At 41.9% G+C, this 26,657-nt stretch carries 22 protein-coding genes and 1 pseudogene; all 23 read left to right on the top strand.

The window, feature by feature from the left end; all coding sequences use genetic code 11:
- The first annotated feature begins 124 nt into the window (after window positions 1–124).
- The 23 genes and pseudogenes from nrdR (at window position 125) to KUA57_RS03680 (ending at window position 26,651) form a co-directional block, all read left to right on the top strand.
- Window positions 125–598 carry a transcriptional regulator NrdR gene (gene nrdR, locus KUA57_RS03790; protein ID WP_001203672.1) on the top strand — a complete coding sequence of 158 codons (474 nt, stop codon included), beginning with the start codon at window positions 125–127 and terminating at the stop codon, window positions 596–598.
- Window positions 599–1,768: a DnaD domain protein gene (locus tag KUA57_RS03785; protein WP_218493644.1), complete on the top strand. Its 1,170-nt coding sequence runs from the start codon at window positions 599–601 to the stop codon at window positions 1,766–1,768.
- Window positions 1,769–2,665 (top strand): primosomal protein DnaI, encoded by an 897-nt coding sequence (gene dnaI / locus KUA57_RS03780; RefSeq protein WP_218493643.1) that lies wholly within the window; start codon window positions 1,769–1,771, stop codon window positions 2,663–2,665.
- Complete coding sequence (locus tag KUA57_RS03775; protein WP_218493642.1) at window positions 2,662–3,375, top strand: NADPH-dependent oxidoreductase; 714 nt, start codon at window positions 2,662–2,664, stop codon at window positions 3,373–3,375. The genes dnaI and KUA57_RS03775 overlap by 4 nt, the downstream gene beginning before the upstream one ends.
- Before the next feature lie 13 nt (window positions 3,376–3,388).
- Window positions 3,389–4,699 carry a ribosome biogenesis GTPase Der gene (gene der / locus KUA57_RS03770; RefSeq protein ID WP_001207696.1) on the top strand — a complete coding sequence of 437 codons (1,311 nt, stop codon included), beginning with the start codon at window positions 3,389–3,391 and terminating at the stop codon, window positions 4,697–4,699.
- An 82-nt stretch (window positions 4,700–4,781) separates the two neighbouring features.
- The gene (locus KUA57_RS03765) at window positions 4,782–5,117 is read left to right on the top strand and encodes a hypothetical protein (RefSeq protein WP_218493686.1); all 336 of its coding nucleotides are present in this window, start codon (window positions 4,782–4,784) and stop codon (window positions 5,115–5,117) included.
- Window positions 5,118–5,150: 33 nt separating this feature from the next.
- Window positions 5,151–5,442 (top strand): annotated as a pseudogene (locus KUA57_RS03760) (hypothetical protein).
- Between the two features lie 145 nt (window positions 5,443–5,587).
- Window positions 5,588–8,101: a preprotein translocase subunit SecA gene (gene secA, locus KUA57_RS03755; protein ID WP_218493641.1), complete on the top strand. Its 2,514-nt coding sequence runs from the start codon at window positions 5,588–5,590 to the stop codon at window positions 8,099–8,101.
- A gap of 80 nt (window positions 8,102–8,181) precedes the next feature.
- A complete protein-coding gene (locus KUA57_RS03750) occupies window positions 8,182–9,213 on the top strand; it encodes a 3-deoxy-7-phosphoheptulonate synthase (RefSeq protein ID WP_153195752.1) in 1,032 nt (343 codons plus the stop codon).
- A gap of 1 nt (window position 9,214) precedes the next feature.
- On the top strand, window positions 9,215–10,246 hold the full coding sequence (locus tag KUA57_RS03745; RefSeq protein WP_000864041.1) for a 3-deoxy-7-phosphoheptulonate synthase: 1,032 nt from the start codon (window positions 9,215–9,217) through the stop codon (window positions 10,244–10,246).
- Window positions 10,247–10,290: 44 nt separating this feature from the next.
- Window positions 10,291–10,653: a holo-ACP synthase gene (gene acpS, locus KUA57_RS03740; RefSeq protein WP_218493685.1), complete on the top strand. Its 363-nt coding sequence runs from the start codon at window positions 10,291–10,293 to the stop codon at window positions 10,651–10,653.
- The gene (gene alr / locus KUA57_RS03735; protein ID WP_218493640.1) at window positions 10,643–11,746 is read left to right on the top strand and encodes an alanine racemase; all 1,104 of its coding nucleotides are present in this window, start codon (window positions 10,643–10,645) and stop codon (window positions 11,744–11,746) included. The genes acpS and alr overlap by 11 nt, the downstream gene beginning before the upstream one ends.
- Window positions 11,737–13,779 (top strand): ATP-dependent DNA helicase RecG, encoded by a 2,043-nt coding sequence (recG, locus tag KUA57_RS03730; protein ID WP_348982510.1) that lies wholly within the window; start codon window positions 11,737–11,739, stop codon window positions 13,777–13,779. Before alr ends, recG begins: the two co-directional genes overlap by 10 nt.
- Window positions 13,780–14,201: 422 nt before the next feature.
- Window positions 14,202–15,182, top strand: coding sequence for an acetylxylan esterase (locus KUA57_RS03725; RefSeq protein WP_218493638.1), 981 nt, complete (start codon window positions 14,202–14,204; stop codon window positions 15,180–15,182).
- 328 nt (window positions 15,183–15,510) lie between these two features.
- Complete coding sequence (locus KUA57_RS03720) at window positions 15,511–19,032, top strand: SIALI-17 repeat-containing surface protein (RefSeq protein ID WP_218493637.1); 3,522 nt, start codon at window positions 15,511–15,513, stop codon at window positions 19,030–19,032.
- Window positions 19,033–19,286: 254 nt separating this feature from the next.
- Window positions 19,287–19,985, top strand: a complete 699-nt coding sequence (locus KUA57_RS03715; RefSeq protein WP_049487328.1) for an N-acetylmannosamine-6-phosphate 2-epimerase — start codon at window positions 19,287–19,289, stop codon at window positions 19,983–19,985.
- A 115-nt stretch (window positions 19,986–20,100) separates the two neighbouring features.
- On the top strand, window positions 20,101–21,429 hold the full coding sequence (locus KUA57_RS03710; protein WP_049492184.1) for an ABC transporter substrate-binding protein: 1,329 nt from the start codon (window positions 20,101–20,103) through the stop codon (window positions 21,427–21,429).
- Between the two features lie 221 nt (window positions 21,430–21,650).
- Window positions 21,651–22,517, top strand: a complete 867-nt coding sequence (locus KUA57_RS03705; RefSeq protein WP_153198773.1) for a carbohydrate ABC transporter permease — start codon at window positions 21,651–21,653, stop codon at window positions 22,515–22,517.
- Window positions 22,518–22,532: 15 nt separating this feature from the next.
- The gene (locus KUA57_RS03700; protein ID WP_020901679.1) at window positions 22,533–23,372 is read left to right on the top strand and encodes a carbohydrate ABC transporter permease; all 840 of its coding nucleotides are present in this window, start codon (window positions 22,533–22,535) and stop codon (window positions 23,370–23,372) included.
- Between the two features lie 171 nt (window positions 23,373–23,543).
- Window positions 23,544–23,996, top strand: a complete 453-nt coding sequence (locus KUA57_RS03695; protein WP_218493636.1) for a NanQ anomerase/TabA/YiaL family protein — start codon at window positions 23,544–23,546, stop codon at window positions 23,994–23,996.
- Between the two features lie 19 nt (window positions 23,997–24,015).
- Window positions 24,016–24,660, top strand: coding sequence for a YesL family protein (locus KUA57_RS03690; RefSeq protein ID WP_049500907.1), 645 nt, complete (start codon window positions 24,016–24,018; stop codon window positions 24,658–24,660).
- Window positions 24,661–24,831: 171 nt separating this feature from the next.
- On the top strand, window positions 24,832–25,749 hold the full coding sequence (locus KUA57_RS03685) for a dihydrodipicolinate synthase family protein (RefSeq protein ID WP_218493635.1): 918 nt from the start codon (window positions 24,832–24,834) through the stop codon (window positions 25,747–25,749).
- 17 nt (window positions 25,750–25,766) lie between these two features.
- A complete protein-coding gene (locus KUA57_RS03680; protein ID WP_218493634.1) occupies window positions 25,767–26,651 on the top strand; it encodes an ROK family protein in 885 nt (294 codons plus the stop codon).
- Window positions 26,652–26,657: the final 6 nt, after the last annotated feature.

Raw genomic sequence — 26,657 nt, 5'->3', positions numbered from 1 at the left:
TTTATCCTTTTGTCTTAATCAAATAATACAACAAAACAAAAAACTTGTCAAGCAAAAAGAAGAATTGTTTTGGGAATCGCTTAAAAAATGGTATAATGAAAAGAAAACGATAAGGAGGGAAAGGATGCGTTGTCCAAAATGTGGGGCTACCAAGTCAAGTGTTATCGATAGTCGCCAAGCAGAAGAAGGGAACACCATTCGTAGAAGACGTGAGTGCGACGAATGCCAGCACCGTTTTACAACCTACGAACGGGTAGAAGAAAGAACCTTAGTGGTTGTTAAAAAAGATGGTACACGGGAACAATTCTCCAGAGATAAAATCTTTAATGGAATTATCCGCTCAGCCCAGAAACGTCCTGTGTCAAGTGATGAAATCAACATGGTAGTCAATCGTATCGAACAGAAACTCCGTGGTCGAAATGAAAATGAAATTCAAAGTGAGGACATTGGTTCACTCGTCATGGAGGAGTTAGCTGAACTGGACGAGATTACCTATGTACGTTTTGCCAGTGTCTATCGTAGCTTTAAGGATGTGAGTGAGTTAGAGAGTTTGCTCCAACAAATCACCCAGTCCTCTAAAAAGAAAAAGGAAAGATAAATGAAGCCAATTGACCGTTTTTCTTATCTAAAGAATAATCGGGTGTCGCAAGATACCTCATCTCTGGTACAGTGCTACCTCCCGATTATCGGTCAGGAGGCACTGAGCCTTTATCTTTATACGATTAGTTTTTGGGATAATGGTAGAAAGGAATACCTCTTTTCAAGTATTCTCAACCATCTTAACTTTGGGATGGATAGACTGATAAAATCCTTGAAAATCCTATCTGCTTTCAATCTCTTAACCCTCTATCAAAAGGGGGATACCTATCAGATAGTTATCCATGCTCCTCTGTCTAGTCAAGACTTCTTGGAGCATCCTGTTTATCGCAGACTTTTGGAGAAAAAGATTGGCGATGCAGCTGTGGAGGATTTGAAAGTTGAAAGTGCTGATGGTGAAGAAATACCTGTCTCACTCAATCAAGTCTTTCCAGACTTGGCAGAACTGGGAAGTCAAGAAGACCTTGGTCTCAAGAAGAAAGTGGCCAACGATTTTGACTTGGACCATTTTCGTCAGCTTATGGCTCGAGATGGGCTTCGCTTTGCGGATGAGCAGTCCGATGTCTTAAACCTCTTTGCCATCGCCGAGGAGAAGAAATGGACTTGGTTTGAAACTTATCAATTGGCCAAGTCAACAGCTGTTTCCCAGGTTATTTCAACCAAACGCATGCGGGAAAAAATAGCTCAAAAACCTGTTTCCTCTGACTTTAGTCCTAAGGAAGCAACCATTATCAAAGAAGCCAAAAGTAAAACTGCCCTGCAGTTCTTGGCAGAAATCAAGCAAACACGTAAGGGAACCATTACCCAAACAGAAAGAGAACTCTTGCAACAGATGGCTGGCTTGGGCTTGCTGGACGAAGTCATCAATATCATTCTCTTATTGACCTTTAATAAGGTGGACTCAGCAAACATCAACGAGAAATATGCCATGAAGGTAGCCAATGATTACGCCTATCAAAAGATTCATTCGGCAGAAGAGGCAGTTCTTCGGATCCGTGAGCGTGGGCAGAAGAATCAGGCTAAAAAAAGCAGTACCCCTAGTCCTGCCAAGTCCAATGTACCCAAGTGGAGCAATCCAGATTATAAGAATGAAACCAGCGAGGAAACTCGTTTGGAACTAGAACGTAAGAAACAAGAACTATTAGCTCGATTAGAAAAAGGAGGAGATTAGATGGAAAGTGTCGGAGACGTACTCAAACGTCAACCTAGCCGTTTTCATTATCAAGATTTGGTCCAGAAAATCACGAAGGACCCTGATGTTGCGGCCTTTATCCAGCAAGAATCCCTCAGCCCAGAGGAATTGAATCGCAGTATCTCCAAGTTTAATCAGTACATCACTGAGCGTGACAAATTTCTCCGTGGTGATACGGATTATATTGCCAAAGGCTACAAGCCTATTTTGGTTATGAATCATGGTTATGCGGATGTTTCATATGAAGAAACTCCAGAACTAATCGCGGCGAAAAAAGAAGCGGCTATTAAGAACCGTCTCAAGTTAATCAATCTGCCAGCCAGTCTCAGAAAAGCTAGTTTGGCTCAAGTAGACTTGGATGATTTGGGTCGCTTGCCAGTTTTTGAAAAGCTATTAGCCTTCGTGGAACAATATCCAACTATTCGAAAAGGTCTTTACTTATATGGAGACTTTGGTGTGGGTAAAAGTTTCATGGTGGCTGCCTTAGCCCATGATTTGTCAGAAAAACTTGGGGTTTCATCCACTCTCCTCCACTATCCTAGCTTTGTCATTGATGTCAAAAATGCTATTGGTGATGGTAATGTCAAGACCTTGGTGGATGAGATTAAGCTTTCTGAAGTCCTGATTTTAGATGATATTGGTGCCGAGCAATCAACACCTTGGGTGCGTGATGAAATCCTGCAAGTCATTCTCCAATATCGGATGCAGGAAAATTTACCGTCCTTTTTCACCTCCAACTTCAACTTTGAAGAATTGGAGCTGCATTTCGCTAAAGGGAAACATGGAAATGACGAAACCTGGGAAGCCAGACGCGTCATGGAACGCATCCGTTATTTGGCTGAGGAGACTCGTTTAGAAGGAGTAAACCGTCGATGACAGAAACGATTAAACTGATGAAAGCTCATAAGTCTGTTCGAAGATTTAAGGAGCAAGTCCTTCCTCAAGAAGATTTGACTGAAATCCTGACAGCAGCCCAGATGGCCTCGTCTTGGAAGAATTTCCAATCCTACTCTGTGATTGTGGTACGAAGTCAAGAAAAGAAAGATGCTCTGTATGAATTGGTGCCTCAAGAAGCCATTCGCCAGTCAGCTGTTTTCCTTCTTTTTGTCGGAGATTTGAACCGAGCGGAAAAAGGAGCCCGACTTCATACTGACTCATTCCAACCTCAAGGTGTGGAAGGCCTCTTGATTAGTTCGGTCGATGCGGCCCTTGCTGGTCAAAATGCCCTGCTGGCGGCTGAAAGCTTGGGCTATGGTGGTGTCATCATTGGCTTGGTTCGATACAAGTCAGAAGAAGTGGCAGAACTCTTTAACCTGCCTGACTACACCTATCCTGTCTTTGGGATGGCACTAGGTCTACCAAATGAAGAACATGAAGTCAAACCTCGCTTGCCATTGCATCAAGTGGTATTTGAGGAAGAATATCAGGAGCAAACAGTTGATGTGATTGAGGCTTACGACCGTGTACAGGCAGACTATGCTGGCGCGCGTGCAACCACAAGCTGGAGTCAACGCCTAGCAGAACAGTTTGGTCAAGCTGAACCAAGCTCAACTAGAAAAAATCTTGAACAGAAGAAGTTATTGTAGAAAGTGAGAAATTATGGCCCTACCAACTATTGCCATTGTAGGACGTCCCAATGTTGGGAAATCAACCCTATTTAATCGGATCGCTGGTGAGCGAATCTCCATTGTAGAAGATGTCGAAGGAGTGACACGTGACCGTATCTATGCGACGGGTGAGTGGCTCAATCGTTCTTTTAGCATGATTGATACAGGAGGAATCGATGATGTCGATGCTCCTTTCATGGAACAAATCAAGCACCAGGCAGAAATTGCTATGGAAGAAGCTGATGTTATCGTCTTTGTCGTGTCTGGTAAGGAAGGAATTACCGATGCGGACGAATACGTAGCCCGTAAGCTTTATAAGACCCATAAGCCAGTTATCCTCGCAGTGAACAAGGTGGACAACCCTGAGATGCGAAATGATATCTATGATTTTTATGCCCTCGGTTTGGGTGAACCACTACCTATCTCATCTGTCCATGGTATCGGTACAGGGGATGTGCTAGACGCGATCGTAGAAAATCTTCCAAATGAATATGAAGAAGAAAATCCAGATGTCATTAAGTTTAGCTTGATTGGTCGTCCTAACGTCGGAAAATCAAGCTTGATCAATGCCATCTTGGGAGAAGACCGTGTCATTGCCAGTCCAGTCGCTGGAACAACTCGTGACGCTATTGATACCCACTTTACAGATACAGATGGTCAAGAGTTTACCATGATTGATACGGCTGGTATGCGCAAATCTGGTAAGGTTTATGAAAATACTGAGAAATACTCTGTCATGCGTGCCATGCGTGCTATTGACCGTTCAGATGTGGTCTTAATGGTCATCAATGCGGAAGAAGGTATTCGTGAATACGACAAGCGTATCGCAGGATTTGCTCATGAAGCTGGTAAAGGAATGATTATCGTGGTCAACAAGTGGGATACGCTTGAAAAAGACAACCATACTATGAAAAACTGGGAAGAAGATATCCGTGAGCAGTTCCAATACCTGCCTTACGCACCGATTATCTTTGTATCCGCTTTGACCAAGCAACGTCTCCACAAACTTCCTGAGATGATTAAGCAAATCAGCGAAAGTCAAAATACACGTATTCCATCAGCCGTCTTGAACGATGTAATCATGGATGCTATTGCCATCAACCCAACACCGACAGACAAAGGAAAACGCCTCAAGATTTTCTATGCGACTCAAGTGGCAACCAAACCACCAACCTTTGTTATCTTTGTAAACGAAGAAGAACTCATGCACTTTTCTTACCTGCGTTTCTTGGAAAATCAAATCCGCAAGGCCTTTGTTTTTGAGGGGACTCCAATCCATCTCATCGCAAGAAAACGCAAATAAAAAAGTAGAATCTGGAATGACATTTCCAGATTTTTTTGATAGAATGAAGTTGAAGAAAACGTTATCAAAAGAGGTGCCGCTGATGGAACATTTATTTAAATTCTTACTTTTAGCACCGTACTTTTATTTTGATAACTGGATTGAAAAGGCCAACAGAAATAGTAAATTTTTCCCGATTTTTTACTATTTTTACTGGGTTTACATCCCTCTCTATTCTCTTTTTAGCCTTGCTTGGATACTTGTTTCAGTTCTGTTTTTCAATATCGTCTTGAGAAATGTGACAGATATCAAGTTTTGGGGCATTTGGTTTCTTTTTATTCTGCTAGCTATTGGTCTGAATTGGTCAACTTATTCCTGTTTCAGAAAAATGTTTCGCTTGAGACGGGAGCTAGGGAAGTCTAAAGGCGGCAAGCATTGATTTATATTGGTTTTTATTTGTAGGAGGTGGCTTATGGTAAATCTAAAATCATTTATTACACGCTATTCCAAGGTTTATATTGGTTTAGTTCTGCTGATCTGGCTTGCTTTCTTTCTTCTTTCTTCCTTGGGGTAGTCCGGTTCTGGGGATAACGATTGACATCTTCATTATGCAGAAAGTCTTGCTAGTTTTTGGAATTCTGTCCATTTTGATGGCCTTGCTATCCAAGAAAGTCAGTCTCTTTGTTTTTGGACTTATCGGTTGTCTTTCTCTTTGGATTAATCTATTTATCCTATTTGCTCTTTTGCCGATTTTTGGAAATTAAACACTTAAAAAATAGAGAGAGGTTAGCTTGGAAACTAGCCTCTTTTTCCTTTTCAAAATGGGGATTCTTCCTTGAAAATAATCAGTAATTGTGCTAAAATTAAAAGAACATTCTAAAATATTCGGAATTTAAAGTAAGGAAAAACATGGCTAATATTTTAAAAACAATTATCGAAAATGATAAAGGAGAAATCCGTCGTCTGGAAAAGATGGCCGACAAGGTTTTCAAATACGAAGACCAAATGGCTGCTTTGACTGACGACCAACTAAAAGCAAAAACAGTTGAATTTAAAGAACGTTATCAAAATGGAGAATCACTGGATTCATTACTTTATGAAGCTTTTGCGGTTGTCCGTGAGGGTGCCAAACGTGTCCTAGGTCTCTTCCCATATAAGGTTCAGGTCATGGGTGGAATCGTTCTTCACCATGGTGACGTGCCAGAAATGCGTACAGGGGAAGGTAAAACCTTGACTGCGACTATGCCAGTATACCTCAATGCTCTCTCAGGTAAAGGGGTTCACGTAGTTACGGTTAACGAATACCTATCAGAACGTGACGCGACTGAGATGGGAGAATTGTACTCATGGCTTGGTCTGTCAGTAGGGATTAACTTGGCTGCCAAATCTCCAATGGAGAAAAAAGAAGCCTATGAGTGTGATATTACCTACTCAACCAACTCAGAAATCGGATTTGACTACCTTCGTGATAACATGGTCGTTCGTGCTGAAAACATGGTACAACGTCCGCTTAACTATGCCTTGGTCGATGAGGTTGACTCAATCTTGATTGACGAGGCCCGTACACCTTTGATCGTATCAGGTGCTAACGCTGTTGAAACCAGTCAGTTGTATCACATGGCAGATCACTATGTAAAATCGTTGGACAAAGACGACTACATCATCGATGTGCAGTCTAAGACTATTGGTTTGTCTGATTCAGGGATTGACAAGGCTGAAAGCTACTTCAAACTTGACAATCTCTATGACATCGAAAACGTAGCTCTGACTCACTTTATCGATAACGCCCTTCGTGCCAACTACATCATGCTTCTCGATATTGACTATGTGGTGAGCGAAGAGCAAGAAATTCTGATCGTCGACCAATTTACGGGTCGTACTATGGAAGGTCGTCGTTATTCTGATGGCTTGCACCAAGCTATTGAAGCTAAAGAAGGTGTGCCAATTCAGGATGAAACTAAGACATCTGCCTCAATCACTTACCAAAACCTCTTCCGTATGTACAAAAAATTGTCTGGAATGACGGGTACAGGTAAGACTGAGGAAGAAGAATTCCGTGAAATTTACAACATTCGTGTTATTCCAATCCCAACCAATCGTCCTGTTCAGCGTATTGACCATCCAGACTTACTTTTTGCTAGTATTGAAGCTAAGTTTAAGGCTGTTGTCGAAGACGTTAAAGCTCGTTACCAAAAAGGTCAACCTGTCTTGGTTGGTACAGTAGCGGTTGAAACCAGTGACTACATTTCTAAGAAATTAGTCGCAGCTGGCGTTCCTCACGAAGTCTTGAATGCCAAAAACCACTATAAAGAAGCTCAAATCATCATGAATGCTGGTCAACGTGGTGCTGTTACTATCGCAACCAACATGGCCGGTCGTGGTACCGACATCAAGCTTGGTGAAGGGGTTCGCGAACTTGGAGGACTTTGTGTTATTGGTACAGAACGTCATGAAAGCCGTCGTATCGATAACCAGCTTCGTGGACGTTCAGGTCGTCAAGGAGACCCAGGTGAGTCACAATTCTACCTCTCTCTTGAAGATGATTTGATGAAACGTTTTGGTTCTGAGCGTCTGAAAGGTGTCTTCGAACGTCTCAATATGTCTGATGAAGCCATTGAGTCTCGTATGTTGACGCGTCAGGTTGAAGCAGCGCAAAAACGTGTTGAAGGAAATAACTACGATACTCGTAAACAAGTCCTTCAATACGATGACGTCATGCGTGAACAACGTGAAATTATCTACGCTCAACGTTACGATGTCATCACTGCAGACCGTGACTTGGCACCTGAAATTCAGGCTATGATCAAACGCACGATTGGTCGTGTCGCTGATGGTCATGCGCGTGCCAAACAAGATGAAAAACTAGAGGCAATTTTGAACTTTGCTAAGTACAACTTGCTTCCAGAAGATTCTATTTCAATCGAAGACTTGTCAGGCTTGTCTGATAAGGCTATTAAGGAAGAACTTTTCCAACGTGCCTTGCAAGTTTACGATAGTCAGGTTTCAAAACTACGCGATGAAGAAGCAGTTAAAGAATTCCAAAAAGTTTTGATTCTACGAGTGGTAGATAATAAGTGGACAGACCATATCGACGCCCTTGATCAATTGCGTAACGCGGTAGGACTTCGTGGCTATGCTCAGAACAACCCTGTTGTTGAGTATCAGGCAGAAGGTTTCCGTATGTTTAATGACATGATTGGTTCGATTGAGTTTGATGTGACACGTTTGATGATGAAAGCACAAATTCATGAACAAGAAAGACCACAAGCAGAACACCATATCAGTACAACAGCGACTCGTAATATCGCTGCCCACCAAGCAAATATGCCTGAAAATCTGGATTTGAGTCAGATTGGACGGAATGAACTTTGTCCATGTGGTTCTGGTAAGAAGTTTAAAAACTGTCACGGAAAAAGACAATAAAATGAGATAGTTTAGAGGCGGATACCTTGTGAAAAGTAAATTTTTACTTGGTATCCGTTTGCTTTATAAGGAGATGAGTTATGGTATTTACAGCAAAAAGTCCTAAAATTAATATTGAAGAAGTTCGTGCCTTATCAAAATTAGAAGGGCAAGCTTTAGAGAGAAAATCACAGCGCGATCAAGAGCTAGAAGCCATTATACGTGGAGAAGACCAGAGAATTCTCTTGGTCATCGGGCCATGCTCATCTGACAATGAAGAAGCTGTTCTTGAGTACGCTAAGCGTCTGGCAGTCCTACAAGAAGAAGTGGCAGACCGTATCTTTATGGTTATGCGCGTTTATACAGCCAAACCCCGTACCAACGGAGATGGCTATAAGGGCTTGATTCACCAGCCTAATGCGACAGAAGCGCCTAGCCTCATTAATGGAATCAAAGCTGTTCGCCATCTTCACTATCGTGTCATCACGGAAACAGGTATGACAACGGCTGATGAAATGCTTTATCCTGAAAATCTACCGCTTGTGGATGATTTGATTTCTTACATGGCGGTTGGTGCCCGTTCGGTTGAAGACCAGCAACATCGCTTTGTGGCAAGTGGGGCAGATTTTGCGACTGGTTTTAAAAATCCAACCTCTGGAAATCTCAATGTCATGTTTAATGGGATTTATGCTGCTCAAAACAAACAAAGCTTCCTTTTTCTAGGAAAAGAAGTGGAAACAACTGGGAACCCGCTTTCGCATGCGATTCTTCGTGGAGCAATCAATGAGTATGGTAAGAATATTCCTAACTACTACTATGATAATTTGATGGATACTATTGCCCAGTATGAGAAGATGGGCTTGGAAAATCCCTTTATCATTGTGGATACCAATCATGACAACTCTGGTAAGCAATACATGGACCAGATTCGAATTGTCCGCCAGACCTTGATTAATCGTGATTGGAATGAAAAAATCAAGCAGTACGTTCGTGGCTTCATGATTGAGTCTTATCTAGAAGACGGCCGTCAAAACGAACCAGAAGTATTTGGCAAGTCTATCACGGACCCTTGCCTTGGCTGGGAGAATACGGAAGCCCTCGTCAGAGAAATCTACCAAACGCTAGGAGAATAAGATGGCATTTATTGAAAAAGGTCAAGAAATCGATATTGAAGCAATCAAAGCAGAAACCCAATTGTCTGCGGAAGCCTTGCGACTAAAGGAGCGTCGTGATAGAGAATTGGCAGACATTATTTCAGGAGAAGATGACCGCATCCTTTTGGTGATTGGTCCTTGCTCGTCTGATAATGAAGAGGCTGTCTTGGAATATGCCCGCCGTTTATCAGCCTTGCAAAAGAAGGTGGCGGACAAGATTTTCATGGTTATGCGTGTTTATACAGCTAAACCTCGTACCAACGGAGACGGCTATAAAGGTTTGGTTCACCAACCAGATACTTCTAAGGCTCCAAGCCTGATTAACGGCTTGCAGGCTGTGCGCCAGTTGCACTACCGCGTAATTACAGAGACTGGTTTGACGACTGCAGATGAAATGCTTTATCCATCAAATCTGGTCTTGGTAGATGATTTGGTTAGCTACCATGCTGTTGGGGCTCGTTCTGTGGAAGACCAAGAGCACCGCTTTGTGGCCTCAGGGATTGATGCACCAGTCGGGATGAAAAATCCAACCTCAGGAAATTTGGGTGTTATGTTTAACGGTATCTATGCCGCTCAAAACAAACAAACCTTCCTCTTTCATGGTCAAGAAGTTGAGACTTCAGGAAATCCCTTGGCCCACGTCATCCTTCGTGGTGCAGTTAATGAATATGGGAAAAATGAGCCTAACTTTTACTATGAAACCTTGCTAAATGCTATTGAACGCTATGAAGCCATGGGACTTGAAAATCCCTTTATCCTCATTGACACCAACCATGATAATTCTGGCAAGCAATATATGGAGCAGATTCGAATTGTTCGCCAGACCTTGCAAAATCGTGATTGGAATGAGAAAATCAAAAAGACAGTTCGAGGCTTTATGATTGAATCTTACCTAGCAGATGGTCGTCAAAACCAACCAGAGGTCTTTGGTTGCTCTATTACCGACCCTTGCCTAGGTTGGGAAAATACAGAGGCCTTGGTAGAAGAGATTTATGCTACCTTGACAAAATAAGTGAAAAGGATGGAGTTGGGGAATCTCAACTCCTTTTGATGAGAATGATAGTTGGACATGGAATTGACATCGAAGAATTGGCTTCGATAGAAAGCGCAGTTATTCGACATGAAGGATTTGCTAAGCGCGTGCTGACCGCTAAGGAAATGGAGCGCTTCACTAGTCTTAAAGGGCGCAGGCAGATTGAATATTTGGCTGGTCGCTGGTCAGCTAAGGAGGCCTTTTCCAAGGCTATGGGAACTGGTATTGGCAAGCTCAGTTTTCAGGATTTGGAAGTCTTGAACAATGAACGCGGGGCGCCTTATTTTAGTCAGTCACCATTTTCAGGAAAGATTTGGCTGTCTATCAGCCATACAGATCAGTTTGTGACAGCCAGTGTCATTTTGGAGGAAAATCATGAAAGCTAGTCCACATAGACCAACCAAGGCTCTGATTCATCTGGGAGCTATTCGACAAAATATTCAGCAAATGGGGGCTCATATCCCTCAAGGAACGCTCAAATTTGCAGTAGTCAAGGCTAATGCCTATGGGCATGGGGCTGTTGCTGTTGCGACGGCTATTCAAGATGATGTTGATGGTTTTTGCGTTTCCAATATTGATGAAGCCATTGAACTTAGACAAGCTGGACTCAGCAAGCGAATCCTCATTTTAGGAGTTTCTGAAATCGAAGCTGTTGCTCTTGCTAAAGAATACGATATCACTTTGACTGTGGCTGGACTGGAGTGGATTCAAGCACTCTTAGTTAAGGAAGCTGATTTAGCTGGTTTGACAGTCCACCTCAAGATTGATTCAGGAATGGGACGGATTGGTTTTAGAGAGGCTCGTGAAGCTGAGCAGGCTCAAGACTTGCTCCAACAACATGGTGCTCGTGTTGAAGGGATTTTCACCCACTTTGCGACTGCAGACGAGGAATTAGACGACTACTTTAATGAGCAGTTAGAACGGTTTAAAACCATTCTGTCAAGTATGAAAGGTCTTCCAGAGCTGGTTCATGCCAGTAATTCGGCAACGACTCTTTGGCATGCAGAGACCATTTTTAACGCCGTCCGTATGGGAGATGCCATGTATGGTCTCAATCCTAGCGGAGAGGTTTTGGACTTACCCTATGACTTGAAACCAGCCTTGACCTTGGAATCTGCTCTAGTTCATGTCAAGACAGTTCCATCTGGAGCTTGCATGGGCTACGGAGCGACCTATCAGGCAGATAGCGAGCAAGTCATAGCGACGGTGCCAATTGGTTATGCGGATGGTTGGACACGAGACATGCAGAATTTTTCTGTCTTGGTAGATGGCCAAGCTTGCCCAATCGTTGGCAGGGTTTCGATGGACCAAATCACCATTCGTATGCCTAAGCTTTATCCGCTGGGAACCAAAGTCACCCTCATTGGTTCTAATGGGGGCAAGGAAATCACAGCTACTCAGGTAGCGACCTACCGTGGGACTATTAACTATGAGGTGGTTTGTCTTCTCAGCGACCGCATTCCGAGAGAATATTATTAAAAAGAAAGGAGTGGAGCATGAATCTACATCAACCCTTGCATGTCTTACCTGGTGTGGGACCAAAGTCAGCAGAAAAATACGCCAAACTAGGAATTGAAAATTTGCAAGACCTCTTGCTCTACTTTCCTTTCCGTTATGAAGATTTCAAGACCAAGCAAGTATTGGAACTAGAAGACGGTGAAAAGGCGGTTCTTTCTGGTCAAGTCGTGACTCCTGCCAGTGTCCAGTATTATGGATTCAAGCGGAATCGCCTGCGTTTTAGTCTCAAGCAGGGAGAAGTTGTTTTTGCGGTGAATTTCTTTAACCAGCCCTATCTTGCTGATAAGATAGAGTTGGGAGCAACTCTTGCTGTCTTTGGAAAATGGGATCGCGCCAAGGCTAGTTTGACAGGGATGAAGGTCCTGGCTCAGGTGGAAGATGACCTCCAACCTGTCTATCGACTGGCTCAGGGAATTAGTCAGGCCGGTCTGGTCAAGGTCATCAAGACAGCCTTTGATCAGGGACTGGACCTCTTGATTGAGGAAAATCTTCCCCAGTCTTTGCTGGACAAATACAAACTCATGTCCCGTTGTCAGGCGGTTCGTGCCATGCATTTTCCTAAGGATTTGGCAGAATACAAGCAGGCACTTCGGCGTATCAAGTTTGAGGAACTCTTTTATTTCCAAATGCAATTGCAGACGCTCAAGTCTGAAAATAGAGTTCAGGGAAGTGGTCTGGTTCTGAATTGGTCTCAGGAAAAAGTGACAGCTGTCAAAGAAAGCTTGCCTTTTGCCTTGACTCAAGCTCAGGAAAAGAGTTTGCAGGAAATTTTGATAGACATGAAGTCCGACCACCACATGAATCGACTCTTACAAGGAGATGTAGGAAGCGGGAAAACGGTAGTCGCTGGCTTGGCTATGTATGCGGCAGTGACGGCTGGCTACCAAGCAGCCCTTATGGTACCAACAGAAATCCTTGCAGAGCAACATTTTGAGAGTTTACAGAACCTCTTTCCAGACTTGAAACTGGCTCTCTTGACAGGTTCCTTGAAAGCTGCAGAAAAAAGAGAAGTCTTGGAGACCATAGCAAAGGGTGAGGCTGATTTGATTATCGGAACCCATGCTCTGATTCAGGATGGGGTGGATTATGCTCGTCTGGGCTTGATTATCATCGATGAGCAGCACCGCTTTGGTGTAGGGCAAAGGCGTGTTCTGAGAGAAAAAGGCGACAACCCAGATGTCCTCATGATGACGGCGACTCCCATACCACGAACCTTGGCGATCACAGCCTTTGGAGATATGGATGTTTCCATTATTGACCAGATGCCAGCAGGGCGAAAGCCTATTGTGACACGCTGGATCAAACATGAGCAACTGCCTCAGGTCTTGACTTGGTTAGAGGGGGAAATCCAAAAAGGTTCACAAGCCTATGTCATCTCTCCTTTGATTGAAGAATCAGAAGCTCTGGATTTGAAAAATGCCATTGCCTTATCAGAGGAATTGACGGCTCATTTTGCAGGTAAGGCAGAAGTGGCTCTTCTACATGGTAAGATGAAGAGTGACGAAAAAGACCAGATTATGCAGGAGTTCAAAGAGCAAAAAACGGCTATTCTAGTTTCGACAACGGTTATCGAGGTTGGAGTTAATGTTCCCAATGCGACAGTTATGATCATCATGGATGCCGATCGCTTCGGTCTCAGCCAGCTTCACCAGCTTAGAGGTCGTGTGGGTCGGGGAGATAAGCAGTCTTATGCAGTTCTCGTTGCCAATCCTAAGACGGATTCTGGGAAAGACCGCATGCGCATCATGACAGAAACCACTAATGGATTTGTCCTTGCAGAGGAAGATTTGAAAATGCGTGGTTCAGGTGAGATTTTTGGAACCAGACAGTCAGGTCTTCCAGAGTTCCAAGTGGCTGATATTATCGAGGATTTTCCGATTTTAGAAGAAGCCAGAAAGGTTGCTAGCTACATTAGTTCGATAGAAGCTTGGCAAGAGGATCCAGAGTGGCGGATGATTGCCCTTCATATGGAAAAGAAAGAACATTTAGATTAAGCTTTCTCTAAGGAAATCTTATACTCAATGAAAATCAAAGAGCAAACTAGGAAGCTAGCCGCAAGCTGTACTTGAGTACGGTAAGGCGACGCTGACGTGGTTTGAATTTGATTTTCGAAGAGTATTAAGCTAGCTTTCAGGTTTGCCCTTTATACTAGAGTCATCAAAAAGAAACGAGGACTCTCACATGACAGTAACGATTAAAGTAAATTACCAAACCACTTTCCAGAAGAAAGCAGCAACAAAATAATATAAATATAAGGAAGAAAGAGCGAAATGCTCTTTTTTGTCTTTAAAACTACTTTCAGTCGATAGGCTTGAAGGAAAAAAGCTAAATTCATTTTCTATTTACCCTTCTTTCTTGCATTGCTTTCTTAGATATGCTACAGTGGTGGTAGCGATTACAAAAAAAGGAGCATGTTATGAAAAATCCAGCTTTGTTAGAAGAAATCAAGACTTATAAAGGACGGGATGAGGTTCCAGAAGACTTTGATAATTTCTGGGATGAGGAAGTGAAAAAAGTTTCAACACTTCCAGCCTACCAGTTGGAGGAAAGAGATTTCCACATTCCTCAAATCAAGTGCTATGAGTTAACATTTGAAGGAACCAATGAAGGCAAGGTTTATGCACGAGTCGTTCTTCCAAAGAGTGATGAGAAGGTTCCGATAATCTTCCATTTCCATGGTTATATGGGACGTGGCTGGGACTGGGCCGACATGCTGGCCTTCACCGTGGCTGGTTACGGTGTTGTTTCCATGGATGTGCGGGGACAGTCAGGTTATTCACAGGACGGCTTGCGTTCTCCACTAGGAAATACGGTTAAAGGTCACATTATCCGTGGTGCCGTTGAAGGTCGGGAGCACCTCTTTTATAAGGATGTTTATCTGGACATTTACCAGTTAGTTGAAATTATTGCTAGTCTGCCTGAGGTGGATGAGAAGCGCCTTTCTAGCTATGGTGCCTCACAAGGAGGGGCTCTAGCCTTGGTTGCGGCAGCGCTCAATCCTCGGATTCAGAAAACAGTTGCCATCTATCCTTTCTTGTCAGACTTCAGACGAGTGCTTGAAATTGGGAATACTAGCGAGGCTTACGACGAACTTTTCCGTTATTTCAAGTTTCACGACCCCTTCCACGAAACTGAAGAGGAAATCATGGCGACCCTTGCCTATATCGATGTGAAAAATCTTGCCCATCGTATCAAGGGTGAGGTTAAGATGATTACGGGCTTGGACGATGATGTTTGCTATCCTATTACCCAGTTTGCGATTTACAACCGTCTGACCTGTGACAAGTCCTATCGTATCATGCCAGAGTATGCTCACGAAGCCATGAATGTATTTGTCAATGATCAAGTTTACAACTGGCTCTGTGGTAGTGAGATTTCTTTTAAGTATATAAAGTGATGAATGAGAGAGCCAGTAGCTCTCTTTTTTGTTATAAATGTTGAAAGTACTTTTAAAAATATTAAAATATTAAAATATTTCTGAAAGTAAAATCTATTCTATGACAAGCTTGAGATAAACCTATGACTTTATTGTATAATAAAGAAAAAGTCTCTAGGAAAGGAGTGAAAGAGCTACTGTTTGGATTACAGCTAGCTAAATGTTGAAAGAGAGAAGGAGAGGAACTCTCGTCCATTAATTACTTTCTTGTGTTTTCCTATGATGGGGAGTAAAAATTTTAAAACAAAAAGAAAGCGCTTTATTTTTGGTGATATTGAAAGGTAGAAAGATGAATCAGAAGAATTATGACAGAAAACAAAGATATGGTATTCGTAAATTTGCAGTGGGTGTAGCCTCTGTAACCATTGGTGCTGTGGTGTTTGGAGTAAACCCTGTATTTGCAAATGAACAAGGAAACTCAACTGTAACTGCAGCTGAAAATAATAATCAAGGTTTATCAGAATTACCAAAAGAAGCTTCTTCAGGAAGTCTTGCTCATTTAGATAGTGAATTAGCTGGAAAATTGGCAACAGCAAAAGACAATGGTGTGGAAGTTGATCAGGATAAGTTGAAGAAAAATGAGACTGCTGAAGCAGAGACAACCACTCCAACAAATACACCTGCAGCTGACAATACACCAGCTCCTGCTGATAAACCAGAAACAGATTCTGCAACTACAGAAGCAAGTAACAAGGACCAAGATAAAGAAGAAGAGGGAGTACTTCCTCGAGATTATTACGCTAGAGACATCGCAAATGCAACTCCAGTAGTGGAAAAAGAAGATATTGAAACAAATTCGAAAAATGGTCAGCGTGTAGACCTAGCCAGTGAGTTAGATACATTGAAGAAGCTTCAAAATGCGACCATTCATATGGAATTCAAGCCAGATGCAAAAGCTCCAGCATTTTATAATCTATTTTCAGTGTCTAGTGATAAGAAAAAAGATGAGTACTTCACAATGGCTGTTCTCAATAATACAGCCTTAATTGAGGGACGTGATGCCAATGGAGCACAATTTTATGATAAATATACGGATGCTCCATTACAAGTACGTCCTGGCCAGTGGAATTCAGTAACTTTCACAGTTGAAAAACCGACAGCAGAATTACCTCATGGTCGAGTGCGCCTCTACGTGAACGGGGTATTATCTCGAACAAGTCTGAAATCTGGTCATTTCATCAAAGATATGCCAGATGTAACACATGCTCAAATCGGAGCAACCAAGCGTGCTAGTAATACTGTTTGGGGAACCAATCTACAAGTTAGGAACCTGACTGTCTATGATCGTGCTTTAACACCAGATGAAGTTCAAACACGGAGTCAACTGTTTGAAAGAGGTGATTTGGAAAAGAAACTTCCTGAAGGTGCGAAAATATCAGAGAAAGAAGATGTTTTTGAAGGCGGAATGCATAACCAACCAAATAAAGATGGGATCAAGAGTTATCGTATTCCTGCACTTCTTAAGACAGATAAAGGTACTCTGATTGCTGGTGCAGATGAGCGTCGTCTTCATTCAAGTGACTGGGGCGATATCGGCATGGTCGTCAGACGAAGTGAAGATAAGGGTAAAACATGGAGCGACCGAGTAACGATTACAAATTTACGAGACAATCCAAAAGCCTCTGATCCATCAATCGGTTCACCGGTGAACATCGATATGGTTTTGGTTCAAGATCCTGAGACAAAACGAATTTTTTCTATCTATGATATGTTCCCAGAAGGGAAAGGAATCTTTGGGATGGCTGATCAAAGAGAAGAAGCCTATAAACAAATCGATGGCAAAACTTATCAAATTCTCTATAAAGAAGGCGAAGACGGCTCCTATACAATACGTGAAAATGGCACAGTTTATACCCCAGATGGGAAACCAACAGATTATCGTGTTGTAGTAGATCCGGTGAAACCATCTTATAGTGATAAGGGTGATTTATATCAAGGGGATCGACTATTAGGAAATATTTATTTCACAAGCAATAAAACGTCTCCATTTAGAGTTGCCAAGGATTCTTATCTATGGATGTCTTACAGTGATGATGATGGTAAGACTTGGTCAGCACCTCAAGATATTACTCCAATGGTCAAAGCTGATTGGATGAAATTCTTGGGTGTGGGTCCTGGAGTGGGGATAACTCTTCGTACCGGTCCAAATAAAGGTCGAATCGTCGTTCCTGTCTATACGACTAACCGTACCAACCACCTCAATGGTTCTCAATCATCTCGAATTATCTACTCAGATGACCATGGAAAGACTTGGCATATGGGAGGTGGTGTCAACGACAATCGTACGCTTTATGATGGTACAGTTGTTGATTCAAGCACTATGAACAATTATTATGCTCAAAATACGGAATCTTCTGTTGTTCAGTTAAACAATGGGGACCTCAAACTATTTATGCGTGGTTTGACAGGTGATCTACAGGTTGCGACAAGTCATGATGGTGGTCTAACTTGGGACAATAACGTTGATCGCTATGATGTGCCAGATGTTTATGTTCAAATGGCCGCGACTCATACGGTTCAAAATGGTAAAGAGTATATTCTCTTGGCGAATGCGAACGGTCCAGGTCGTAAAAATGGTTATATTCGAGTGGCTCGTGTTGAAGAAGATGGCCAGTTAACTTGGTTGCACCATCATTTGATTCAGGAAGGTGAATATGCATATAACTCTCTTCAACAAATTGGACCGGATGAATTTGGACTTTTATATGAGCACCATGCTCCAGGGGGGGTTCCATATACACTTTCCTTCAAGAAATTCAACTGGGATTTCTTGACCAAGGAAAGAATTTCTCCTAAAGAAGCAAAAGTAAAATATGCTATTCAAAAATGGCCAGGTATTATTGCGATGGAGTTTGATTCGGAAGTATTGGTAAATAAGGCTCCGACCCTTCAGTTGGCAAATGGTAAAACGGCAACCTTCATGACCCAGTATGATACAAAAACTCTCCTATTCACAGTGAATCCAGAGGATATGGGTCAAAGGATTACAGGTCTGGCAGACGGTGCAATTGAAAGTATGCACAATTTACCAGTCTCTTTAGCTGGATCTAAATTAAGCGATGGTATAAATGGAAGTGAAGCTGCGATAAATGAAGTTCCAGAATTTACAGGTGGAGTTAATGGCGTTGAGGCTGCAGTAACTGAAGAAGCTCCTGAATATACAGGTTCATTGGCAACAGTGGGAGAAGAACCAGCACCAACAGTAGAAAAACCAGAATTTACAGGTGGAGTTAATGGCGTTGAGCCTGCAGTAACTGAAGAAGCTCCTGAATATACAGGTCCATTGGCAACAGTGGGAGAAGAACCAGCGCCAACAGTAGAAAAACCGGAGTTTACAGGTGGAGTGAATGGAGTAGAAGCTCTTGTAACAGAAATTCCTGAATATACAGGTCCCTTAGCAACAGTGGGAGAAGAGCCAGCACCAACAGTAGAAAAACCGGAATTCAAAGGGGGCGTAAATTCAGTTCTAGCAGCTTCAAATGAGGTTCCGGAATATAGAGGTGGTGCTAACTTTGTCTTGGCAGCTTCAAATGCTCTTCCTGAGTATAAAGGAGGTGTCAATGGAGCTGAGGCAGCAATCCATGAAGTGCCAGAGTACAAGGGAGAAACCAAACCAGTCTTAGCAGCTGCAAACGAACGTCCAGCTAAGAAGTTATCTCTTGGACAAGGTGCTACTTATCAAGCACCAGCGGCTAAACAAAATGAGCTTCCAAATACTGGGAGCAAAGAAAACACAACCCTTATTTCTATAGGATTAGTGGCAGGTCTCTTATCCGTCTTTACATTAGGAAAGAAACGAAAAGAAAACTAGACTAGGTCTTGAATAAAATGAATTTAGCTCATCGTTAATGATAAAAGAGATGGCCCATTTGAAAGATGGCTATCTCTTTTTATCATTTTAGATACTGAGCGAATTGAAAATAAGACAGTGCTGAAACTACTTTCAGAAACTGCTGTTCTATAAAATACTTTTGAAACTGAAATCTATTCTACCACAAAGTATTGAAAGCGCTTTAAAAATAATATATAATGAACCCATAAGAACAAAGAAAAGGAGGAAAGAGGATGCCACAGATTACTAAAGAAGCCTTGATTGCACAAATCAAAGATGGAATCATCGTTTCTTGTCAGGCCCTTCCTCACGAACCGCTCTATACAGAAGCGGGAGGAGTCATTCCCTTGCTGGTCAAAGCGGCTGAGCAAGGTGGAGCAGTCGGTATCCGAGCAAACAGTGTTCGTGATATCAAGGAAATCAAGGAGGTCACAAAACTTCCAATCATTGGGATAATTAAACGAGATTATCCACCACAAGAACCCTTCATCACTGCTACTATGAAAGAGGTTGATGAATTGGCAGAACTTGATATAGAGGTGATTGCTCTGGATTGTACCAAGCGTGAACGCTATGATGGTTTAGAGATTCAAGACTTCATTCGTCAGGTTAAGGAGAAATATCCTAACCAGCTCTTGATGGCTGATACAAGTACTTTCGAAGAAGGATTGGCAGCTGTTGAAGCAGGAATTGACTTTGTCGGAACAACTTTATCAGGATACACATCTTACAGTCCAAAAGTGGATGGTCCCGATTTTGAATTAATTAAAAAACTCTGTGATGCTGGCGTGGATGTCATTGCAGAAGGGAAAATTCATACACCAGAACAAGCCAAACAAATCCTGGGATATGGAGTGCGAGGCATCGTTGTTGGTGGCGCTATTACTAGACCAAAAGAGATCACAGAACGCTTCGTTGCTGGTCTTAAATAACACAATCTCAAAAAAAGAGGAGAGTGGTGGATGCGTCGGATAAAATGAAAACGTATACAAGTTCAATCTTACTCATTATCCAATATGGATACGCTTATCAATTAGGAGAATACAAATGAAATTTAGAAAACTAGCTTGTACAGTACTTGCGGGTGCTGCGGTTCTTGGCCTTGCTGCATGTGGTAATTCTGGCGGAAGTAAAGATGCTGGAAAATCTGGTAGCGATAGCGGAAAAACAGAAATCACTTGGTGGGCATTCCCAGTCTTCACTCAAGAAAAAACTGGTGACGGTGTTGGAACATATGAAAAATCAATCATCGAAGCGTTTGAAAAAGCAAATCCAGATGTAAAAGTGAAATTGGAAACCATCGACTTCAAGTCAGGTCCTGAAAAAATCACAACAGCTATCGAAGCAGGAACAGCTCCAGATGTACTGTTTGACGCACCAGGACGTATCATCCAATACGGTAAAAACGGTAAATTGGCTGAGTTGAACGACCTCTTCACAGACGAATTCGTCAAAGATGTTAACAACGAAAATATCGTACAAGCAAGTAAAGCTGGAGACAAAGCTTACATGTATCCAATTAGTTCAGCTCCATTCTACATGGCTATGAACAAGAAAATGTTGGAAGAAGCTGGAGTTGCAAACCTTGTAAAAGAAGGTTGGACTACTGATGATTTTGAAAAAGTTTTGAAAGCACTTAAAGATAAAGGCTACACACCAGGTTCATTGTTCAGTTCTGGTCAAGGGGGAGACCAAGGAACACGTGCCTTCATTGCAAACCTTTATGGAGCTTCTGTAACAGATAAAGATGTAACAAAATATACAACTGATGATCCTAAATTCGTCAAAGGTCTTGAAAAAGCAGCTAGCTGGATTAAAGACGGTTTGTTGAACAATGGTTCACAATTTGACGGTGGAGCAGATATCCAAAACTTTGCCAACGGTCAAACATCTTACACAATCCTTTGGGCACCAGCTCAAAACGGTATCCAAGCTAAACTCTTGGAAGCAAGTAAAGTAGAAGTGGTAGAAGTACCATTCCCATCAGATTCAGGTAAACCAGCTCTTGAATACCTTGTAAATGGATTTGCAGTATTCAACAACAAAGACGACAAGAAAGTTGCAGCATCTAAGAAATTCGTTCAATTCATCGCGGATGACAAAGAATGGGGTCCAAAAGACGTTGTTCGTACAGGTGCCTTCCCAGTTCGTACATCATTTGGCAAACTTTATGAAGACAAACGTATGGAAACAATCAGTGGTTGGACTAAATACTACTCACCATACTACAACACTATCAATGGTTTTGCTGAAATGAGAACACTTTGGTTCCCAATGTTGCAATCTGTATCAAATGGTGACGAAAAACCAGCGGACGCTTTGAAAGCCTTCACTGAAAAAGCTAACGAAACAATTAAAAAAGCTACAAAACAATAAGCACTAAATCAGATTGACTCCTCCCTTTTCCCTGTGCAACGTCTATGTAAGAAAAGGGAGGATTTTATTTGAAATGTAAGGAACTGTCACGAAATTAAAATGAAGTTCTTACATAAGCGAATCTTAAAAAATTTCATTTTGATTTTAAAACAGATTAAAAAAATCCAAAATATTTTATTTGTGAAAGAGAGGTGCCGACTGTGAAAGTCAATAAAATTCGCATGCGGGAAACAGTGATTTCCTACGCTTTCCTAGCACCAGTATTATTCTTCTTTGTCATCTTTGTATTGGCTCCTATGATTATGGGATTCATTACAAGTTTCTTTAACTACTCAATGACTAAATTTGAGTTTGTAGGCTTGGACAACTACGTTCGTATGTTTAAAGACCCTGTCTTTATGAAGTCTTTGATCAATACCGTTATTCTGGTTATTGGATCTGTACCAGTTGTTGTTCTATTCTCACTCTTTGTAGCATCTCAGACCTATCATCAAAATGCCATTGCCAGATCTTTCTACCGTTTCGTCTTCTTCCTTCCTGTTGTAACAGGTAGTGTTGCCGTAACAGTTGTTTGGAAATGGATTTATGACCCACTATCAGGGATTCTAAACTTTGTCCTTAAGTCAAGCCATATCATCAGCCAAAACATTTCTTGGTTGGGAGATAAAAACTGGGCTTTGATGGCGATTATGATTATCCTTTTGACTACATCTGTTGGTCAGCCGATTATCCTCTATATCGCAGCGATGGGAAATATCGACAATTCATTGGTGGAAGCAGCTCGGGTTGACGGTGCGACAGAATTGCAAGTTTTCTGGAAGATTAAATGGCCTAGCCTCCTTCCAACAACTCTTTACATTGCAATCATTACAACAATCAACTCATTCCAGTGTTTCGCCTTGATTCAGCTTTTGACCTCAGGTGGTCCAAACTACTCAACAAGTACACTTATGTACTACCTTTACGAAAAAGCCTTCCAATTGACAGAATACGGCTATGCCAACACCATCGGTGTCTTCTTGGCAGTTATGATTGCTATCGTAAGCTTTGTTCAATTTAAAGTACTTGGAAATGACGTAGAATACTAAAGAAAGGAGACAGCTATGCAATCTACACAAAAGAAACCTTTAACAGCTTTCACTGTTATTTCAACGATTATCTTGCTCTTGTTGACCGTGCTGTTCATCTTTCCATTCTACTGGATTTTGACAGGTGCTTTCAAATCACAGCCTGATACCATTATGATTCCGCCACAATGGTTCCCTAAAATGCCAACCATGGAAAACTTCCAACAACTCATGGTGCAAAACCCTGCTATGCAGTGGATGTGGAACTCTGTGTTTATCTCATTGGTAACCATGTTCTTAGTCTGTGCAACCTCTTCTTTAGCAGGTTATGTATTGGCTAAAAAACGTTTCTATGGTCAACGTATTCTTTTTGCAATCTTCATTGCAGCCATGGCACTTCCAAAACAAGTTGTCCTTGTACCATTGGTACGTATCGTCAACTTCATGGGAATCCATGACACTCTTTGGGCAGTTATCTTGCCTTTGATTGGATGGCCATTCGGGGTCTTCCTCATGAAACAATTTAGTGAAAATATCCCAACAGAGTTACTTGAATCAGCTAAAATCGACGGTTGTGGTGAGATTCGTACTTTCTGGAGCGTAGCCTTCCCGATTGTCAAACCAGGATTTGCAGCCCTTGCAATCTTTACCTTCATCAATACATGGAACGACTACTTCATGCAGTTGGTTATGTTGACTTCACGTCAAAACTTGACCATCTCACTTGGGGTTGCAACTATGCAAGCTGAAATGGCAACCAACTATGGTTTGATCATGGCAGGTGCCGCTCTTGCAGCAGTTCCAATCGTAACAGTCTTCCTAGTCTTCCAAAAATCCTTCACTCAGGGTATTACTATGGGAGCGGTCAAAGGTTAAGAAAAGTAAACTGGTGTGTCAAGATTGCGGAAGTGGTCTTGACATGCTATGGAAATATAGAGGTTATAAGTGTCTACAAAATGTTGGGTATTTGCTTACCTTAGATATTTTGTTAGACACTTATCAACTTAAGAATGATTTTAGTTAACTATCAGAAACGAAGGAAAGAGTATGATTTTTGACGATTTGAAAAACATCACCTTTTACAAAGGGATTCATCCCAATCTAGACAAGGCTATCGACTATCTCTACCAGCATCGTAAAGATTCATTTGAATTAGGTAAGTATGAGATCAACGGGGACAAGGTCTTTCTAGTTGTTCAGGAAAATGTCCTCAATCAAGCTGAAAATGATCAATTTGAGCATCATAAAAACTATGCAGATTTGCATTTGCTGGTAGAAGGACATGAATATTCGAGCTACGGTTCACGTATCAAAGACGAGGCAGTAGCATTTGACGAAGCGAGTGACATTGGCTTTGTTCATTGTCATGAACACTACCCACTCTTGTTGGGTTATCACAATTTTGCGATTTTCTTCCCAGGAGAACCACACCAGCCAAATGGCTATGCAGGTATGGAAGAGAAGGTTCGCAAATATCTCTTTAAAATTTTGATTGACTAAAAAATCAGGAGGAGCAAACATGGCACAAAAAGGAGTAAGCCTTATCAAGGCAGCATTTGATACAGATAACTTTCTCATGCGTTTTAGTGAGAAGGTATTGGATATCGTGACAGCCAATCTTCTTTTTGTCGTCTCTTGTTTGCCCATTGTGACGATTGGAGTAGCTAAAATTAGCCTCTACGAGACTATGTTTGAGATTAAGAAGAGCAGACGTGTGCCTGTCTTTAGAATCTATTTAAGAGCTTTCAAGCAAAATCTGAAGCTAGGTCTTCAGTTAGGTCTGCTTGAGTTGGGCATTGTCTCATTAAGCCTTCTAGATCTCTATCTCTTCTGGGGTCAGACAGCTATGCCTTTCCAAATGGTGAAAGCTATTTGTCTAGGCGTTCTTATCTTCCTCACTATCGTGATGTTGGCTAGCTATCCCATCGCTGCACGCTATGATTTAACTTGGAAAGAAGTGCTGCAAAAAGGACTTATCTTGGCAAGTTTTAACTTTCCTTGGTTCTTCCTCATGTTAGCTATTCTCTTTCTTATTGTGATGGTTCTTTATCTGTCCGCCTTCAGCTTACTTTTAGGTGGTTCAGCCTTCCTGCTTTTTGGGTTTGGGCTCTTGGTCTTTCTCCAGACTGGATTGATGGAGAAAATTTTCGCAAAATACCAATAGGATGGCTTGTCTATGAAACTACTTTCAAGCCATAAACATTTCAAAATTCATATCGAAACTAAAATCTAAGTGTACACAAAATATTGAAAGCGTTTTTCATAAGGTGTATACTAAAAACGTAAAGAATAAATCCTGCTTTTAGCAGAAAAAAGAAATCTTAGGAGAAAATCTATGTCAGATTTAAAAAAATACGAAGGTGTCATTCCAGCCTTCTACGCATGTTATGATGATCAAGGAGAAGTAAGTCCAGAGCGTACGCGTGCTTTGGTTCAATACTTCATTGATAAAGGTGTTCAAGGTCTTTATGTCAATGGTTCTTCTGGTGAATGTATTTACCAGAGCGTTGAAGACCGCAAGTTGATTTTGGAAGAAGTTATGGCAGTTGCCAAAGGTAAATTGACTATCATTGTTCACGTAGCTTGCAACAATACCAAAGATAGTATGGAACTTGCTCGCCACGCAGAAAGTTTGGGTGTTGATGCCATTGCAACGATTCCACCGATTTACTTCCGCTTGCCAGAATACTCAGTTGCTAAATACTGGAACGATATCAGTGTTGCAGCTCCAAACACCGACTACGTTATCTACAACATTCCTCAGTTAGCAGGTGTTGCTTTGACTCCAAGTCTCTACACAGAAATGTTGAAGAATCCACGTGTTATCGGTGTTAAGAACTCTTCTATGCCAGTTCAAGATATCCAAACCTTTGTGAGCCTTGGTGGCGAAGACCATATCGTCTTCAACGGTCCAGATGAACAGTTCTTAGGTGGTCGTCTCATGGGAGCTAAAGCTGGTATCGGTGGTACATATGGTGCCATGCCAGAACTCTTCTTGAAACTCAACCAATTAATTGCTGACAAAGACTTGGAAACAGCACGTGAATTACAATACGCTATCAACGCTATCATTGGTAAACTCACTTCTGCACATGGAAATATGTATGGTGTGATTAAGGAAGTCTTGAAGATCAATGAAGGTTTGAATATTGGTTCTGTTCGTTCACCATTGACACCAGTGACTGAAGACGATCGTCCAGTTGTAGAAGCAGCTGCAGCCTTGATTCGTGAAACCAAGGAGCGCTTCCTCTAATTCATAAGGAGGTATTTATGACACACTACGTTGCAATTGATATCGGTGGAACCAACATCAAATATGGTTTGATCGACCAAGAAGGCCAACTTGTTGAATCGCATGAAATGCCAACAGAGGCGCATAAGGGTGGACCTCATATCTTACAAAAGACCAAAGATATCGTAGCCAGCTATTTAGAAAAAGGCCCAGTAGCAGGTGTTGCTATTTCTTCAGCAGGAATGGTGGATCCAGACAAGGGTGAGATTTTCTACGCTGGGCCTCAAATCCCTAACTACGCAGGCACCCAGTTCAAAAAGGAAATCGAGACTAGCTTTAATATTCCTTGTGAGATTGAAAATGATGTCAACTGTGCAGGTCTGGCTGAGGCGGTATCTGGTTCAGGCAAGGGAGCGAGTGTCACCCTTTGCTTGACTATTGGAACCGGTATCGGTGGTTGTTTGATTATGGATGGGAAAGTCTTCCATGGTTTTAGCAACTCAGCCTGCGAAGTTGGTTATATGCATATGCAGGATGGAGCGTTCCAAGATTTGGCTTCTACAACAGCTTTAGTGAAATATGTAGCTGAAGCACATGGAGAAGATGTTGATCAGTGGAATGGCCGACGTATCTTTAAGGAAGCTACAGAAGGAAATAAGATTTGCATGGCTGGTATTGACCGTATGGTAGACTATCTAGGAAAAGGTCTGGCAAATATTTGCTATGTGTCCAATCCAGAAGTGGTCATTCTCGGTGGCGGTATCATGGGACAAGAGGCTATCCTCAAACCCAAGATCCGTAAAGCCTTGAAAGAGGCTTTGGTGCCAAGCCTTGCTGAAAAAACACGATTAGAATTTGCCCATCATCAAAATACAGCAGGTATGTTGGGTGCCTACTATCATTTCAAAACAAAACAATCCTAGTTTGGC

Origin of the sequence: Streptococcus vulneris (genome assembly GCF_019218685.1) — a bacterium.
Classification (GTDB): domain Bacteria; phylum Bacillota; class Bacilli; order Lactobacillales; family Streptococcaceae; genus Streptococcus; species Streptococcus vulneris.
Note: the sequence above shows the minus strand (reverse complement) of the source record. Positions and strands in the feature narration are given on the sequence as shown.

Excerpts from the sequence above, each read along its gene's own strand:
- nrdR (WP_001203672.1), top strand. The coding sequence starts at position 125 with ATGCGTTGTCCAAAATGTGGGGCTACCAAGTCAAGTGTTATCGATAGT.
- KUA57_RS03785 (WP_218493644.1), top strand. The coding sequence starts at position 599 with ATGAAGCCAATTGACCGTTTTTCTTATCTAAAGAATAATCGGGTGTCG.
- dnaI (WP_218493643.1), top strand. The coding sequence starts at position 1,769 with ATGGAAAGTGTCGGAGACGTACTCAAACGTCAACCTAGCCGTTTTCAT.
- KUA57_RS03775 (WP_218493642.1), top strand. The coding sequence starts at position 2,662 with ATGACAGAAACGATTAAACTGATGAAAGCTCATAAGTCTGTTCGAAGA.
- der (WP_001207696.1), top strand. The coding sequence starts at position 3,389 with ATGGCCCTACCAACTATTGCCATTGTAGGACGTCCCAATGTTGGGAAA.
- KUA57_RS03765 (WP_218493686.1), top strand. The coding sequence starts at position 4,782 with ATGGAACATTTATTTAAATTCTTACTTTTAGCACCGTACTTTTATTTT.
- secA (WP_218493641.1), top strand. The coding sequence starts at position 5,588 with ATGGCTAATATTTTAAAAACAATTATCGAAAATGATAAAGGAGAAATC.
- KUA57_RS03750 (WP_153195752.1), top strand. The coding sequence starts at position 8,182 with ATGGTATTTACAGCAAAAAGTCCTAAAATTAATATTGAAGAAGTTCGT.
- KUA57_RS03745 (WP_000864041.1), top strand. The coding sequence starts at position 9,215 with ATGGCATTTATTGAAAAAGGTCAAGAAATCGATATTGAAGCAATCAAA.
- acpS (WP_218493685.1), top strand. The coding sequence starts at position 10,291 with ATGATAGTTGGACATGGAATTGACATCGAAGAATTGGCTTCGATAGAA.
- alr (WP_218493640.1), top strand. The coding sequence starts at position 10,643 with ATGAAAGCTAGTCCACATAGACCAACCAAGGCTCTGATTCATCTGGGA.
- KUA57_RS03725 (WP_218493638.1), top strand. The coding sequence starts at position 14,202 with ATGAAAAATCCAGCTTTGTTAGAAGAAATCAAGACTTATAAAGGACGG.
- KUA57_RS03720 (WP_218493637.1), top strand. The coding sequence starts at position 15,511 with ATGAATCAGAAGAATTATGACAGAAAACAAAGATATGGTATTCGTAAA.
- KUA57_RS03715 (WP_049487328.1), top strand. The coding sequence starts at position 19,287 with ATGCCACAGATTACTAAAGAAGCCTTGATTGCACAAATCAAAGATGGA.
- KUA57_RS03710 (WP_049492184.1), top strand. The coding sequence starts at position 20,101 with ATGAAATTTAGAAAACTAGCTTGTACAGTACTTGCGGGTGCTGCGGTT.
- KUA57_RS03705 (WP_153198773.1), top strand. The coding sequence starts at position 21,651 with ATGCGGGAAACAGTGATTTCCTACGCTTTCCTAGCACCAGTATTATTC.
- KUA57_RS03700 (WP_020901679.1), top strand. The coding sequence starts at position 22,533 with ATGCAATCTACACAAAAGAAACCTTTAACAGCTTTCACTGTTATTTCA.
- KUA57_RS03695 (WP_218493636.1), top strand. The coding sequence starts at position 23,544 with ATGATTTTTGACGATTTGAAAAACATCACCTTTTACAAAGGGATTCAT.
- KUA57_RS03690 (WP_049500907.1), top strand. The coding sequence starts at position 24,016 with ATGGCACAAAAAGGAGTAAGCCTTATCAAGGCAGCATTTGATACAGAT.
- KUA57_RS03685 (WP_218493635.1), top strand. The coding sequence starts at position 24,832 with ATGTCAGATTTAAAAAAATACGAAGGTGTCATTCCAGCCTTCTACGCA.
- KUA57_RS03680 (WP_218493634.1), top strand. The coding sequence starts at position 25,767 with ATGACACACTACGTTGCAATTGATATCGGTGGAACCAACATCAAATAT.